Here is a 14,787-nt window from a genome sequence, read left to right as displayed (position 1 = left end):
GTATCCAAGCTGAACAAGACTTGAAGGAAACCCGATCCATGCGCGCCATTCTTCCTGCTTTGACCGCTGTATTCGTTTTGGCTGCCTGTGCGGTGCCGAACCCTGATACCGAGGACCAGCCCCCACTTGGCGACTTCAAGTTGGACCTGAATGTCGCGGTAACCGACAAGGCCAGTAAGATGGGTGTGTCCCGTTCGGCCTCTGCCGAAGACTGGGAGAAAGTGCTGGAAGCCGCCATCGACAAGCGTTTTCGGCGGTACGAAGGCGAGAAGCTCTATCATATCAGCTACAGCCTCGACGGATATATTCTGGCCACAAAGGGTGGACGGCTTGCCTTGGCGCCCCGGTCAGCGATGAGTGCCACGGTTCATATCTGGGACAGCGCGACCAAGACCCGACTAGAAGAGAGATCCAAGCAAATTCTCGTTTTAGAACAGCTGGATGGCGAGACTTTTATCGGATCCGGTTTCTTCAACTCAACCGAACAGCAGATGCAAAATCTGGCAGCACAATTTGCTAAAGCCGTTGAGCGGTGGCTGGTCGCGAATGGAGATTTGTTCGGCCAAGACGTGGATGCAAAAGCTAAAGAAGCATCAGCCAAAGACGACCTTGCGGCGCTGGCTGAGAAGGCGAAAGCCGATGCCGCGGCTGATCCTGATGCCGCAGCGCCAACAGTTGTTGACCCCTCGGCCAACTGACGCTTGATTTTTCTTGTGATCCTGCATAGGTAGCGCGCGAAGTGAAACGGGTCCTGGCGGGCCCCCTAATTTTGAGGCGCCTAACGCTATGGCTAAGGAAAAGTTTGAACGCTCTAAACCACACGTCAACATCGGCACAATCGGCCACGTTGACCACGGCAAAACCACGCTGACAGCCGCAATCACGAAGTATTTCGGCGATTTCCAAGCGTATGACCAAATCGACGGCGCGCCCGAAGAAAAAGCCCGTGGCATCACGATCTCGACCGCTCACGTCGAGTACGAGACCGAAAACCGCCACTACGCCCACGTTGACTGCCCCGGCCACGCCGACTACGTCAAAAACATGATCACCGGTGCTGCCCAAATGGACGGCGCGATCCTGGTTGTGAACGCGGCTGACGGCCCGATGCCACAAACCCGCGAGCACATCCTGCTGGGCCGCCAGGTTGGTATCCCGAAGATGGTCGTTTACATGAACAAAGTTGACCAAGTGGATGACGACGAGCTGCTCGAGCTGGTTGAAATGGAAATCCGCGAGCTGCTGTCTTCCTACGACTATCCTGGCGACGATATTCCAGTGATCCCGGGCTCGGCTCTGGCCGCTATGGAAGGCCGCGACGAAGCAATCGGCGAGGATTCCATCCGCAAGCTGATGGCCGCTGTTGACGAATACATCCCGACACCAGAGCGCGCTGTTGACCAGCCGTTCCTGCTGCCAATCGAGGACGTGTTCTCGATCTCCGGTCGCGGCACGGTTGTGACCGGCCGTATCGAGCGCGGTGTGGTTAACGTTGGTGACGAGCTGTCCATCGTGGGCATCCGTGACACCACAAAAACCACCTGTACCGGTGTTGAAATGTTCCGCAAACTGCTGGATCGCGGTGAAGCTGGCGACAACGTCGGCGTCCTGCTGCGCGGCATCGACCGTGACGGCGTTGAGCGTGGTCAGGTTCTGGTCAAGCCGGGCTCGGTGACACCACACACCAAGTTCGAGGCCGAGGCCTACATCCTCACCAAAGAAGAGGGTGGCCGTCACACGCCGTTCTTCGCGAACTACCGTCCGCAGTTCTACTTCCGCACAACGGACGTCACGGGCACTGTTAACCTGCCAGCAGGCACGGAAATGGTTATGCCAGGCGACAACCTGAAGTTCGACGTCGAGCTGATCGCGCCGATCGCCATGGAGCAAGGCCTCCGCTTCGCTATCCGTGAGGGTGGCCGGACTGTTGGCGCTGGTGTTGTGTCGAAGATTACAGATTAATCTGTCACCCACTCGGGTGTTACTGAATAGAAAAGGCCGCTCCGAAGGGGGCGGCCTTTTTCCTTGAAGGGGCCGAAAAATAGCGGTCTGCAAGGCGTCGGCAAAGTGTCGGCAAAACGTATGGCAGGGTGGCGGGCAGAGCTGCGATCTGGTTTAAAGTTTAATCCAGACCCACAAAGGCCGTTTTTATGTCCGACAAATTTCCTGCACCTTCGACGCCGTTTCCGATTGTCTTGCCGGACGGCTCTGCGCATTCGGGAACGGTGTTCCTGAAGCCCGTATTGGAGCACCCGCGTTTTATGGTGGGCGACTACACCTACGCCAGCGCCCACACGCCGCCTGACGATTGGGCAGCCCATCTTGCGCCGTATCTTTACGACTTTTCGCCAGAGAAGCTGGTGATCGGAAAGTTTTGCCAGATCGCGGATGGGGTGATGTTTATCACGTCGTCCGCCAACCACCGTCATGACGGGTTCTCCAGCTTTCCGTTCGCCGTGTTCGGAGGCGATAGGGAGGGGCGGCCTTCGATGCCTGCGCCCGGGCCGGATACGGTGGTCGGGAATGACGTCTGGATCGGGCAGGGTGCGCGGATATTGCCGGGCGCGCGTATTGGCTCCGGCGCGATTATCGGCGCGGGGAGTGTCGTGGCGGGCGAGGTGCCGGACTATGCGATCTATGCAGGCAATCCTGCGCGACTGGTCCGGATGCGGTTTGATGCTCCGACAGTGTCAGAATTGCTGAAGGTCGCATGGTGGGACTGGCCCATAGACCGGATTGTAGACCATGAATCCGCCATTTGCGGAGCAGATCTGGATGCCCTGAGGCTTGCGGCGCCGTGGTCATGAGCGGGGCCGGGCAGTTTGGCGACCATTATCAAGCGCGCCTGCGGGATCGGGCTTTCCTGCACAGGAGCTGTGCGGATTGGAATGATTTCAAATATAATAAGTAAAACAAATACTTATGTAGCTTTTGCAACTAAACCACGCTGGCGTGATCGACGGTGACAGGTTCGTGTCTGTTAAATGCGATTCAAATGGCCAAATAGAGCGGTGTCGAGCCCGTGTGGTTCGACCCGTGCTCGAAGGGCTTCGAGTGATCGTCGCAAGGACTGCAAGCAATGAAAAATGTAATACTGTCTTTTGGCGTGGTGCTTGGCCTTCTTGCTGGCCCCGCAATCGCTGATTCCACCGACCAATCCGTCCAGACAGGATTGGAGACGTTGTCTGAAGCGCAGCTCGATGCATTGGTATCCATACTGTCCGGCCTGCCGCGTCAGTAAGGCGTTGCTTTTCTGCCAGACCGCTCGCGAGTTTGGTGGGCAGGAACTCAATTTTAACTTTTTGGAGCAGATGATCCCTTGCAAAGCCACCTCTGCTTTATTAACACCTCACCATTAAGTGCAGGGGATTAGCTCAGTTGGTAGAGCATCGGTCTCCAAAACCGAGGGTCGTGAGTTCGAGTCTCTCATCCCCTGCCATTGATATTTTTTGAGTAAGAGGTCACGTCGGCCACCATGAAATGTGTCTCCGACATTGTGTACGATCCTCGTCATAAGCTCGAGCTTGACCTCTACCTTCCTGATACCCTGACCGCTGATGCCTGTGTGATATACGCGCACGGGGGAGGCTTTCGCCGTGGACACCGCGCGCATGTCGAAACGGGCCACTTCGCCCAAAAACTGACGGATGCGGGTTTCGCGATGGCCTCCATGAGTTATCGCCTGCGAACTGATCTGGATGCGTTCTCCGATGAGGATGTGGAGCATATTCAGGCTCAAGTGGCCCGATCCGAAAAGGTGGGGCTGGACATGTCGCCCAACCTCTACGGGGCGGCATTCATCGCTGCGATGGAAGATATGTCCAACGCGATCGAGTACCTTTGGGTCGAAGGCGAACGTCTGGGTATCGCGTCCCGAAAACTTGGAGTGTTGGGAATTTCCGCTGGTGGAATCGCCGGCTTGGCTTTGGCCTATCCGCCAATGCCCTGGGTGCGGCGGGTATCACGCCCGGATGCTGTGGTCGCTATAAGCTCTGCGGTTGTTCAACCTTGGCGACTGGAGGCGGATGGGCCACCCTGTCTGATGTTTCATGGCCCAAACGACAGGATTATTAATATCGGCAATGCTCAGTTGGGTGCTGCACGTGCGGAACAAGTCGGCGCGCCACTGACGTTGATTGACACCAAAGTTAAAGGTCATGTGTCTCAGGTCGACGAAGTGTTAGATGGCACGCATCCCGACGGGACGCCCTATATGCAGATGGTGATCGACCAGTTCGCACGGCTGCGCGAGGATGACTAAAACTGGCAGCCCTCTTGCAAAGCGGGTCAAGTGGACGTAACTGACCCACTGAACACAACCAAGGGTCCGATCATGGCACGCACGAATCCAGCACAGTTTATCCAGCAGGTCCGCGGCGAGGTCTCAAAGATCGTTTGGCCGACCCGTCGCGAAGTAATGCTGACGACCGTCATGGTGTTTATTATGGCAACAATCACCGCGATCTTCTTTTCGTTCGTGGATATTGGCATCCGTACCGGCCTGAACGCTATCTTCGGCCTGTTCTAGACCTTCACCACCGCCTCTGCTGTATTTTGTAGAAAGCGCTGGCAGCGCCTTGTGTTTTCGCGTCAGATTGCCCCTGAGTTTTCTATCAGAGGCGACGCCCACAATGACCAATAAAAGCAACCGAACGCCCTCCCTTGCGACCCGCGTGGCGCAAGCGCTGCACTTTGTTGAGGCCGAGACCGGTGCCGTCATCCCCTCGATACAGCCTACGGCGACTTACGCGCGGGACGAGAATTATGAAGTTCGTAAGCCGTATTGGTATCGCCGTGACGGCAGCCAAACCACCGCGCAGGCAGAAGCTGTCATCGCTGAGTTGGAGGGTGCGGCCGAGTCGCTGCTTTTTGCATCCGGCATGTCGGCCTGCACAGCTGTTATCGAGCATTTACCAACCGGCGCGCATGTCGTCGCGCCGAAGGTTATGTATCACGGCGTTCTGGCGCAGCTTCAGAGATATGAGGCAAATGGCCGTATCAAGCTGACGTCCTATGCCGCTGGCAACCTTGAGGAGCTGGCAGAGGCGGTGCGCCCGGACGAAACGGCGTTGGTTTGGGTGGAGACGCCCAACAACCCCGACTGGGAGGTCACCGACATCGCCGCCGCAGCGGAGATTGCGCATGGGGCAGGGGCGAAGCTGCTGACGGATTGTACAGGCACGCCACCCAACCTGACGCGGGCACTGGAGTTCGGGGCAGACATTTCATTCCACTCCGCCACCAAGTATTTGAACGGTCATTCAGACGTCACCGCTGGCGTGCTGTCCGTGCGGCAAACGGGCCAGTTCTGGGAAGACATCTGCATGGTGCGCAAGCTGCAAGGTACCGTCCTGCACTCTTTCGATGCGTGGTTGTTGATCCGGGGAATGCGCACACTGTTCTTGCGGGTGGAGCGGTCCTGCCAGAATGCGATGGCCGTCGCGAAGCATTTCGAAGGCCACCCGCATATCGAGAAGGTCCTGTATCCCGGACTGCCCTCCGATCCCGGACACGACGTTGCCAAGCGCCAAACCGGCGGCCAGTTTGGGGGGATGATGTCGATCATCGTGAATGGCTCCGAACAAACGGCAATTGATGTTTCGCGATTTTGCGAGGTGTTTTACCCTGCGACGTCGCTGGGTGGCGTCGAGAGCCTGATCGAGCATCGCAAGACCGTATCGGGAGAGGGTTTTCCGGTGCATCCGCGTTTGCTGCGCCTGTCGATCGGCATCGAGGACGCTGATGATCTGATCTATGATCTTGAGCAGGCCCTGACGCGCGCCCAGAGCTGAGACGTGCAGGAATGGTTCCTAGGGCGTTAAATCACGGGAGAACCCCTTGAATCTTGGGCGCTTGCGGCGTAGTTCAGCGCTCAACACGAACCCATGGCGCGTATCGATTCGAGATGCGCGCTGTTTTCGTTTCGGCAAATGTCACTGGTGAAGCTGGTGTAACCCGCTGAAAATATTGGAACATACCGGCAGAGTCGGAAAAGATAGAGGCGCAGGCAAGATGGCAAAACGGTGGTATTCGGTATCAGTGCTGTCCAACTTCGAGAAGCGGATCGCGGAGCAAATTCGCGCGGCTGTCGAAGAAAATGGCCTGCAGGATGAAATCGACGAAGTTTTGGTTCCGACCGAAGAAGTCATCGAAATCCGCCGCAACAAGAAAGTCACCGCAGAGCGCCGCTTCATGCCTGGCTACGTTCTGGTCCGCATGGAGATGTCCGATCGCGGCTATCACATGATTAATTCGATCAACCGCGTGACTGGTTTCCTCGGTCCGCAAGGCAAGCCAATGCCGATGCGCGACGCCGAAGTGCAAGCCATCCTTGGCCGCGTTGAAGAGGGTGCAGAAGCACCACGCTCGACCATTGTGTTCGACATTGGCGAGAACGTGAACGTAACCGACGGCCCGTTCGAGGGCTTCTCGGGGCAGGTCGAAGAAGTAGACGACGAGAACCAGCGCCTGAAGGTGACGGTCTCGATCTTTGGCCGCGCGACGCCGGTCGAATTGGAATTCACACAGGTCACCAAGACGACCTGATGTGCATCACGTGGGAGGCGAGCGGCACGCGTGCTGCGACCCGGACCACGGCAACCACCAGCCCGACGGTCGCGACCCGAGGGTGTTGATAAAGGAGAAGGCCAATGGCCAAGAAGATCGCTGGCACGATGAAACTGCAGGTTCCTGCAGGTCAAGCCAACCCATCCCCACCCGTAGGCCCAGCATTGGGTCAGCGCGGGATTAACATCATGGAATTCTGTAAGGCGTTCAACGCCAAGACACAGGATCTGGAGCCAGGTGCGCCTTGCCCGACCGTGATCACCTACTATCAGGACAAGTCGTTCTCGATGGACATCAAGACGCCACCAGCGTCCTACTTCCTGAAGAAAGCGGCCAAGCTGAAGTCTGGCGCCAAAACACCTTCGCGTGAAGTTGTTGGTCACGTGACCACGAAGCAAGTGCGCGAGATTGCCGAAGCGAAAATGAAAGATCTGAACGCGAACGATATCGAGTCCGCGATGCTGATCATCCTGGGTTCTGCCCGTTCTATGGGCATCGAGGTGAAGTAATGGCTAAGTACGGAAAACGCACTACTGCTGCTCGTGAGCAATTCGCTGGCAAGCGCAACGTCACTGTCGATGAGGCAGTTGCTCTGGTAAAGAACAACGCCAAAGCCAAGTTCGACGAAACTGTCGAGATCGCAATGAACCTGGGCGTCGACCCACGTCACGCTGACCAAATGGTTCGCGGTGTGGTTGCTCTGCCAAACGGCACCGGCAAAACCATGCGTGTTGCCGTGTTCGCACGCGACGCGAAAGCTGAAGAAGCCAAAGCGGCTGGAGCAGATATCGTGGGTGCAGAGGACCTGATGGAAATCGTGCAATCCGGCAAGATCGAGTTCGATCGCTGCATTGCAACCCCGGACATGATGCCAATCGTTGGTCGTCTGGGTAAAGTGCTTGGCCCACGTAACCTGATGCCAAACCCTAAAGTTGGTACAGTGACCATGGACGTCAAAGCGGCTGTTGAAGCTGCTAAAGGCGGCGAAGTGCAGTTCAAGGTTGAAAAAGCTGGCGTGGTTCACGCTGGTATCGGCAAAGCTTCCTTCAGCGAAGACAAGCTGGTCGAGAACGTGCGCGCCTTCATTGACGCGGTTGCCAAGGCTAAACCAGCTGGCGCAAAAGGCAGCTACATGCAGAAAATCGCCCTGAGCTCCACAATGGGTCCAGGCGTTACGATCTCCGTGGATAGCGCTACGGGGAACTAATCTGCTAAAATGACGCCACAATTCGGCGAGTAAAGCGGGCCCTTTTGGGTCCGCTTTTTCTTTTTACGAATAATGATTTACGTGTTTTCGCCAAAACACCCAGACACGTCTTCTTAGTGGGCCAATCCCAAAATTGCCGTAATGCTGATCGGTTGGGAACCAATCACGGTCAAATTCCAGTTTTATTCAGATTTTAGAGACTCGGTGTTCCGAGGCTTGTCGAGATGAATGTCGAGTAAATCTTGGAAGGGTGCCGTTTCGCGGTACATCACATATGCCTACAACGTTTAACGTTATATCGCTGGGGAACTTTGCGAGCATTGACCCGACCGAAGGGAATACGGTTGCTGAAAATGCGTCGTCTCTTGTCGGGCAAACCATCGGCGGGCCTGGTAACTCGCTCGTCAACAATATTCAAAGCTTTTCGCCGAGTGGCAGTGGGTTCGGGGGCGGTAATACGACCGCCTATGATATGAACAACTCCGCTGCGAATGAAACCTTCTCGATCAATGGTGGTGCCGCGCAGACATTTGACGGCACCTCGATTTACAATGCTACGATTACATATATCGATGGAACGACCGCAACCATCACTGCAGTGATATTCCAGGACACTGCAGGTAACACTTATATGGCACCCGAGTTTTCCGCTAACGCGGATCAGGCGGCGTTGGAAGCAGGGGCCATCAGGTCGCTTAGCTTGGACAGCCTTGTGGGAAACTCATACTCGGGCCTGACGGGGACACGCGAAACCTTTAACTTTGTGACTTGCTTCACCACCGGTGTGCAGATCACGACGCCAACCGGATCGGTTAACGTTGAAGATATTGTAGAGGGTGATTTGCTTTTTACCCGTGACCACGGATTCCAGCGGGTGCGTTGGGTCGGTCAGGCAAAGCGAGCAGCACTTGGGAAGAACACACCAATCCGCATTGAAGCGGGCGCGTTGGGTTTGGGGTTGCCTATCCGTGACCTCATCGTGTCGCAGCAGCACAGGATGCTTGTAAGCTCAGCTATTGCGCGACGGGTCGCCGGGGCTCAAGAGGTACTGATCCCCGCCAAGAAGCTTTTGGGGCTGCCGGGCATTGCCTATGCGGACGATATGATTGTCGTGACCTATCACCATGTTCTGCTGGATCGCCATGAAATCATTTTTGCAGAAGGGGCGCCGACAGAGTCGCTTTTGACCGGACCGATGGCACGAAAGGCAATTGGCTCTGAGGCGCTCAACGAAATCGAGGCATTGTTCCCGGAATTGCTGTTTTCGGCCAGCGATCCAGCGCGGGTGATCCCCAAAGGAAAGCAAATGCGTGAACTGGTCTCGCGGCATGCTAAAAACACCCAGCCCCTTCTGCAGGCCTGGCGCGGCAGAAATTTTGCAATTTCCTACGAAAAGTTGAACATTGGGGTTGGCATTCCCGCCTGACGGGACTACTTGACCACATGCTCTAGAGCGCGCGATTCGTCACGCGCTCTTTTGCGTTTCGTCCGAGATGGCGGGTTGGGGCTTTAAACCCCTTTAATTCCTGCCTGAGACGGGATCAGACCAGATTGACTGTGGGTGCAAACTCCAGGCGGTTCGGGCGTCCCGTGTACGATGGACCCAACCGCCGGAGTAATCCGGTAGACTGAGCCGGAAGGGTAACCTTCCACAATTGGAGTGAAACTGTGGATAGAGCACAAAAAGAGAAACTGGTCGACGAGCTCGGCCAAATCTTTGAAAGCTCTGGCGTCGTAGTGGTTAGCCACTACGAGGGTATCACGGTTGCTGAGATGCAAGACCTGCGTGCGCGTATGCGCGAAGCTGGTGGGTCTGTACGCGTCGCCAAGAACAGGCTCGCCAAAATCGCCCTTGAAGGTAAGCCATGCGCAAGCATTGCAACACACCTGACAGGGATGACCGTTCTCGCCTATTCAGAGGACCCAGTTGCCGCCGCAAAAGTGGTGAACGACTATTCCAAGGACAACGACAAGCTCGTTATTCTTGGGGGTGCTATGGGCGATAACGCGTTGGATGTCGCTGGTGTTAAAGCCGTGGCCGCCATGCCAAGCCGCGAGGAGCTTATTGCTTCCATCGTGGGTTGCATTGCTGCTCCTGCTTCGAACATTGCCGGCGCGATTGGCGCACCTGCTTCGAACTTGGCAAGCATTCTCAGCACCATCGAGGAAAAAGCAGCCGCTTGATCTTCGCAGATACCTTCGTGGGGTTGAAACCTGCACGTTGGAACACAACTTAATAGAACGGAAACAGTATAATGGCTGATCTGAAAAAACTTGCTGAAGAGATTGTTGGTCTGACCCTTCTCGAAGCACAAGAACTGAAAACCATCCTCAAAGACGAGTATGGCATCGAACCTGCAGCCGGTGGCGCAGTTATGATGGCTGCTGGCGGCGACGCTGGCGGCGCGGCTGCTGAAGAGCAGACCGAATTCAACGTGATCCTGGTTTCTGCTGGTGCAGCAAAAATCAACGTCATCAAAGAAGTCCGCGGCATCACCGGCCTGGGCCTCAAAGAAGCAAAAGACTTGGTCGAAGCTGGCGGCAAAGCTGTCAAAGAAGGCGTCGACAAAGCCGAAGCAGAAGACATCAAAGCCAAGCTGGAAGCAGCTGGCGCAGAAGTCGAGCTCAAGTAATTGCTGCGCAGCTTCGCTGCGTAGACCTCAAAATGGCTGGATCCGGGTTAATTCCGGGTCCAGCTTTCCGCGTCTCAGACAGTGCTTTCAAGCAAAGCCCTGTCTAAGGAGCGGCAACGGTTCGGGAGTGCGCCATTGGGACGGCGCGCGGGTATTGAACCAGACGTCCTTAGTCCAAGTGGTATGCCGCCCGGCCCCGGGGTGACATATCCGAGGAAATTGAAAGGCTTTGACGAGCATGGCTCAAACATACGTTGGTCAAAAACGCATCCGCAAATATTTCGGCAAAATTGATGAAGTTCTGGCTATGCCGAACCTCATTGAAGTGCAGAAATCCTCCTATGATCTGTTCCTGAAGTCCGGCGACCAGCTGGCACCGATGGACGGCGAAGGTATCAAAGGTGTCTTCCAGTCGGTCTTCCCGATTAAAGACTTCAACGAGACGGCAATTCTTGAGTTCGTAAAATACGAGCTGGAGAAGCCGAAATACGACGTCGAGGAATGTCAGCAACGCGACATGACCTACAGCGCCCCGCTGAAGGTGACCCTTCGTCTGATCGTGTTCGATATCGATGAAGATACCGGTGCAAAATCGGTTAAAGACATCAAAGAACAAGACGTCTTCATGGGCGACATGCCTTTGATGACCCCGAACGGGACGTTCGTTGTGAACGGCACCGAGCGTGTTATCGTTTCCCAGATGCACCGCTCCCCGGGCGTGTTCTTCGACCACGACAAGGGCAAAACCCACTCGTCGGGTAAGTTGCTGTTCGCTTGCCGCATCATCCCATATCGCGGCTCGTGGCTCGACTTCGAGTTTGACGCCAAAGACGTTGTCTTTGCGCGCATCGACCGTCGTCGCAAACTGCCGGTGACGACCCTGCTCTATGCATTGGGGCTAGATCAGGAAGGCATCATGGATGCCTATTACGACACCGTTGACTTCAAAGCCGTGAAGAAAGGTGGCTGGTCCACCAAGTTCTTCCCGGAGCGGATCAAAGGCACCAAGCCGACCTCGGATATCATCGACGCCAAGACGGGTGAAGTCATTGCCGAAGCCGGCAAGAAAGTCACACCGCGCGCGGTCAAGAAACTGATCGAAGAGGGCAACGTCGAAAACGTCCTGCTGCCGTTTGAGGGCATCATTGGCCGTTTCGTCGCGCGTGACATCATCAACGAAGAAACCGGCGAAATCTGGGTTGAAGCTGGCGACGAGCTGACTTGGGAGCTGGACAAAAAAGGTGAAGAGGTCATCGGCGGCACGCTGAAGACCCTTGTTGATAACGGCGTGACCACCATCCCGACGCTGGATATCGACAACATCAATGTGGGACCATACATCCGCAACACAGTGGCCGTTGACAAGAACTTCAGCCGTGAAACTGCGCTGATGGACATCTACCGCGTTATGCGTCCGGGTGAGCCACCCACCGTCGAATCCGCCTCTGCCCTGTTTGAGACGCTGTTCTTCGATAGCGAGCGCTATGACCTGTCCGCTGTGGGCCGGGTGAAGATGAACATGCGTCTTGATCTGGACGCCGAAGACACCGTGCGCACGCTGCGCAAGGAAGACATCATCGCCTGCATCAAGGCGCTGGTCGACCTGCGTGACGGCCGTGGCGATATCGACGATATTGACCACTTGGGCAACCGTCGTGTTCGTTCCGTTGGCGAGCTGATGGAAAACCAGTACCGCGTTGGCCTGCTGCGCATGGAGCGCGCGATCAAAGAGCGTATGTCTTCGGTCGAAATCGACACGGTCATGCCGCAAGATCTGATCAACGCCAAGCCAGCGGCGGCTGCGGTGCGTGAATTCTTCGGCTCCTCGCAGCTGTCGCAGTTCATGGACCAAACCAACCCGCTGTCCGAAGTGACGCACAAGCGTCGCCTGTCGGCGCTTGGGCCAGGTGGTCTGACACGTGAGCGTGCCGGTTTTGAGGTGCGCGACGTTCACCCGACCCACTATGGTCGTATGTGTCCGATCGAGACGCCGGAAGGACCGAACATCGGTCTGATCAACTCGCTGGCTACTTTCGCCCGCGTGAACAAATACGGCTTCATCGAAACGCCATACCGCAAGGTTGTGGACGGCAAGGTGACGGATGATGTGCAATACATGTCCGCCACTGAAGAAATGCGCCACACCGTGGCGCAGGCCAACGCACAGCTGACCGCTGAAGGCGGCTTCTCCAACGATTTGGTGTCGACCCGTCAGTCCGGTGACTACATGCTGCAATCGCGTGACAATGTTGACCTGATCGACGTGTCACCAAAGCAGTTGGTCTCGGTTGCGGCCTCGCTGATTCCGTTCCTTGAAAATGACGATGCTAACCGGGCCTTGATGGGTTCGAACATGCAACGTCAGGCTGTGCCATTGCTGCAAGCTGATGCTCCTTATGTGGGCACCGGTATTGAAGGTGTGGTTGCAACTGACTCCGGTGCTGCCATTCAGGCGCATCGTGGCGGTATCATCGACCAGGTCGACGCGACACGTATCGTTGTCCGCGTGACTGACGATCTGGAGCCGGGCGATCCCGGCGTGGACATCTACCGTCTGCGCAAGTTCCAGCGGTCCAACCAGAACACCTGCATCAACCAGCGTCCGCTGGTGAAAGTGGGTGGCGTTGTGTCCAAAGGCGAAGTTATCGCCGATGGTCCGTCCACTGACATGGGCGAGCTGGCCCTTGGCAAGAACGTGCTCGTCGCGTTTATGCCTTGGAACGGCTACAACTATGAGGACTCCATTCTGATCTCCGAGCGCATTGCGCGTGACGACGTCTTCACCTCGATCCATATCGAGGAATTCGAAGTCGCCGCCCGTGACACCAAGCTTGGGCCGGAAGAGATCACCCGCGACATCCCGAACGTCGGTGAAGAAGCGCTGCGCAACCTCGATGAGGCTGGCATCGTCTACATTGGCGCCGACGTGGAGCCGGGCGACATTCTGGTGGGCAAGATCACACCGAAGGGCGAAAGCCCGATGACGCCGGAAGAAAAACTTCTGCGCGCCATCTTCGGTGAGAAAGCGTCCGACGTGCGCGACACCTCGTTGCGTGTGAAGCCGGGTGACTTCGGGACAGTTGTGGAGGTTCGTCTGTTCAACCGCCACGGCATCGAGAAGGACGAGCGCTCGCTGCAAATCGAGCGTGAGGAAATCGAACGCCTTGCCCGTGACCGCGACGACGAAATGGGCATCCTTGACCGCAACATCTACGCGCGTTTGCAGGGAATGCTCCTTGGCAAGAAGGCCGTGAAGGGTCCGAAAGGCGTGAAGCCGAACTCGGAAATCACCCCTGAACTGCTGGAAACCCTGTCGCGTGGCCAGTGGTGGCAGTTGGCTTTGGCTGAAGAGACCGAAGCGGCTTCCGTTGAGGCCTTGAACGGCCAGTACGAGGCGCAGAAGAACGCGCTTCAGGCCCGTTTCGAAGACAAGGTCGAGAAGGTTCGCCGTGGTGATGACTTGCCGCCGGGCGTGATGAAGATGGTCAAAGTGTTCGTGGCGGTGAAGCGCAAGCTGCAACCGGGCGACAAGATGGCCGGTCGTCACGGCAACAAAGGTGTTATCTCCAAGGTTGTTCCAATGGAGGACATGCCGTTCCTTGCGGACGGTACTCCGGTCGACTTCTGTCTGAACCCGCTGGGCGTGCCTTCGCGTATGAACGTCGGTCAGATTTTGGAAACTCACATGGGTTGGGCCGCGCGCGGTCTGGGTCTGAAAATCGACGATGCTCTGGACGAGTTCAAACGCTCTGGCGACAGCCAGCCGGTGCGCGAAGCTCTGGAGCATGCGTATGGTTCCGAGACCTACAATGACGCTTTCGGCAACATGATCGAAGCCGACATGATCGAATCCGCCGAGGCCGTGCGCCGCGGTGTCCCGATCGCGACGCCGGTTTTCGATGGTGCGAAAGAAGCGGACATCAACGAGGCGCTGACAAAAGCGGGCTTCGATACATCGGGCCAGTCGGTACTGTACGACGGTCGCACGGGCGAGCAATTCTCGCGCAAAGTGACCGTGGGTGTGAAATACCTGCTGAAACTGCACCACCTTGTGGACGACAAAATCCACGCACGTTCTACCGGGCCATACTCGCTCGTCACGCAACAGCCGCTGGGTGGTAAAGCCCAGTTCGGTGGTCAGCGTTTCGGGGAGATGGAAGTCTGGGCTCTGGAAGCTTACGGCGCCGCTTACACCTTGCAGGAAATGCTGACGGTGAAATCGGACGACGTGGCAGGCCGGACGAAAGTCTACGAGTCGATCGTCAAGGGCGAGGACAATTTCGAGGCCGGTATTCCGGAATCGTTCAACGTTCTCGTGAAAGAAGTGCGGGGCCTCGGCCTCAACATGGAACTCCTGGATGCGGAGGAGGAGTAGGGCGC

The 14,787-nt window shown here is 56.5% G+C and carries 14 protein-coding genes and 1 tRNA gene; all 15 read left to right on the top strand.

Annotated features, from left to right (window positions below; translation table 11 throughout):
* Positions 1-38 precede the first annotated feature (38 nt).
* Positions 39-698 (top strand): hypothetical protein, encoded by a 660-nt coding sequence (locus BDE40_RS10820; protein WP_134014543.1) that lies wholly within the window; start codon positions 39-41, stop codon positions 696-698.
* A gap of 88 nt (positions 699-786) precedes the next feature.
* Positions 787-1,962 carry an elongation factor Tu gene (tuf, locus tag BDE40_RS10815; RefSeq protein ID WP_134014542.1) on the top strand — a complete coding sequence of 392 codons (1,176 nt, stop codon included), beginning with the start codon at positions 787-789 and terminating at the stop codon, positions 1,960-1,962.
* Between the two features lie 188 nt (positions 1,963-2,150).
* Positions 2,151-2,807 (top strand): CatB-related O-acetyltransferase, encoded by a 657-nt coding sequence (locus tag BDE40_RS10810; RefSeq protein ID WP_134014541.1) that lies wholly within the window; start codon positions 2,151-2,153, stop codon positions 2,805-2,807.
* 272 nt (positions 2,808-3,079) lie between these two features.
* The gene (locus BDE40_RS18225; protein ID WP_162848073.1) at positions 3,080-3,241 is read left to right on the top strand and encodes a hypothetical protein; all 162 of its coding nucleotides are present in this window, start codon (positions 3,080-3,082) and stop codon (positions 3,239-3,241) included.
* Between the two features lie 122 nt (positions 3,242-3,363).
* Positions 3,364-3,439, top strand: a tRNA-Trp gene (locus BDE40_RS10805).
* 36 nt (positions 3,440-3,475) lie between these two features.
* Entirely contained in the window at positions 3,476-4,261 is a 786-nt protein-coding gene (locus tag BDE40_RS10800) for an alpha/beta hydrolase (protein WP_134014540.1), read from the top strand.
* A gap of 72 nt (positions 4,262-4,333) precedes the next feature.
* A complete protein-coding gene (gene secE, locus BDE40_RS10795; RefSeq protein WP_073142938.1) occupies positions 4,334-4,528 on the top strand; it encodes a preprotein translocase subunit SecE in 195 nt (64 codons plus the stop codon).
* Between the two features lie 103 nt (positions 4,529-4,631).
* Positions 4,632-5,792, top strand: a complete 1,161-nt coding sequence (locus BDE40_RS10790) for a trans-sulfuration enzyme family protein (protein WP_134014539.1) — start codon at positions 4,632-4,634, stop codon at positions 5,790-5,792.
* A 220-nt stretch (positions 5,793-6,012) separates the two neighbouring features.
* Complete coding sequence (nusG, locus tag BDE40_RS10785) at positions 6,013-6,546, top strand: transcription termination/antitermination protein NusG (protein WP_134014538.1); 534 nt, start codon at positions 6,013-6,015, stop codon at positions 6,544-6,546.
* Positions 6,547-6,650: 104 nt separating this feature from the next.
* On the top strand, positions 6,651-7,076 hold the full coding sequence (gene rplK / locus BDE40_RS10780) for a 50S ribosomal protein L11 (protein ID WP_073142172.1): 426 nt from the start codon (positions 6,651-6,653) through the stop codon (positions 7,074-7,076).
* The gene (gene rplA / locus BDE40_RS10775; protein WP_134014537.1) at positions 7,076-7,774 is read left to right on the top strand and encodes a 50S ribosomal protein L1; all 699 of its coding nucleotides are present in this window, start codon (positions 7,076-7,078) and stop codon (positions 7,772-7,774) included. Before rplK ends, rplA begins: the two co-directional genes overlap by 1 nt.
* A 274-nt stretch (positions 7,775-8,048) precedes the next feature.
* On the top strand, positions 8,049-9,200 hold the full coding sequence (locus BDE40_RS10770) for a Hint domain-containing protein (RefSeq protein WP_134014536.1): 1,152 nt from the start codon (positions 8,049-8,051) through the stop codon (positions 9,198-9,200).
* 242 nt (positions 9,201-9,442) lie between these two features.
* On the top strand, positions 9,443-9,958 hold the full coding sequence (gene rplJ / locus BDE40_RS10765) for a 50S ribosomal protein L10 (protein WP_073142178.1): 516 nt from the start codon (positions 9,443-9,445) through the stop codon (positions 9,956-9,958).
* A 71-nt stretch (positions 9,959-10,029) separates the two neighbouring features.
* Positions 10,030-10,407, top strand: coding sequence for a 50S ribosomal protein L7/L12 (rplL, locus tag BDE40_RS10760; RefSeq protein WP_073142181.1), 378 nt, complete (start codon positions 10,030-10,032; stop codon positions 10,405-10,407).
* A gap of 238 nt (positions 10,408-10,645) precedes the next feature.
* Positions 10,646-14,782, top strand: coding sequence for a DNA-directed RNA polymerase subunit beta (gene rpoB, locus BDE40_RS10755; RefSeq protein WP_134014535.1), 4,137 nt, complete (start codon positions 10,646-10,648; stop codon positions 14,780-14,782).
* Positions 14,783-14,787 lie beyond the last annotated feature (5 nt).

Source organism: Litoreibacter halocynthiae, assembly GCF_004365635.1.
Taxonomy (GTDB): Bacteria; Pseudomonadota; Alphaproteobacteria; order Rhodobacterales; family Rhodobacteraceae; genus Litoreibacter; species Litoreibacter halocynthiae.
This window is presented reverse-complemented; position numbering and strand designations above follow the sequence as displayed.

Coding starts and splice junctions, on each gene's coding strand:
- rplK (WP_073142172.1), top strand. CDS start 6,651: ATGGCCAAGAAGATCGCTGGCACGATGAAACTGCAGGTTCCTGCAGGT.
- nusG (WP_134014538.1), top strand. CDS start 6,013: ATGGCAAAACGGTGGTATTCGGTATCAGTGCTGTCCAACTTCGAGAAG.
- rplL (WP_073142181.1), top strand. CDS start 10,030: ATGGCTGATCTGAAAAAACTTGCTGAAGAGATTGTTGGTCTGACCCTT.
- BDE40_RS10820 (WP_134014543.1), top strand. CDS start 39: ATGCGCGCCATTCTTCCTGCTTTGACCGCTGTATTCGTTTTGGCTGCC.
- BDE40_RS10790 (WP_134014539.1), top strand. CDS start 4,632: ATGACCAATAAAAGCAACCGAACGCCCTCCCTTGCGACCCGCGTGGCG.
- BDE40_RS10810 (WP_134014541.1), top strand. CDS start 2,151: ATGTCCGACAAATTTCCTGCACCTTCGACGCCGTTTCCGATTGTCTTG.
- secE (WP_073142938.1), top strand. CDS start 4,334: ATGGCACGCACGAATCCAGCACAGTTTATCCAGCAGGTCCGCGGCGAG.
- BDE40_RS10770 (WP_134014536.1), top strand. CDS start 8,049: ATGCCTACAACGTTTAACGTTATATCGCTGGGGAACTTTGCGAGCATT.
- BDE40_RS18225 (WP_162848073.1), top strand. CDS start 3,080: ATGAAAAATGTAATACTGTCTTTTGGCGTGGTGCTTGGCCTTCTTGCT.
- tuf (WP_134014542.1), top strand. CDS start 787: ATGGCTAAGGAAAAGTTTGAACGCTCTAAACCACACGTCAACATCGGC.
- rplA (WP_134014537.1), top strand. CDS start 7,076: ATGGCTAAGTACGGAAAACGCACTACTGCTGCTCGTGAGCAATTCGCT.
- rpoB (WP_134014535.1), top strand. CDS start 10,646: ATGGCTCAAACATACGTTGGTCAAAAACGCATCCGCAAATATTTCGGC.
- BDE40_RS10800 (WP_134014540.1), top strand. CDS start 3,476: ATGAAATGTGTCTCCGACATTGTGTACGATCCTCGTCATAAGCTCGAG.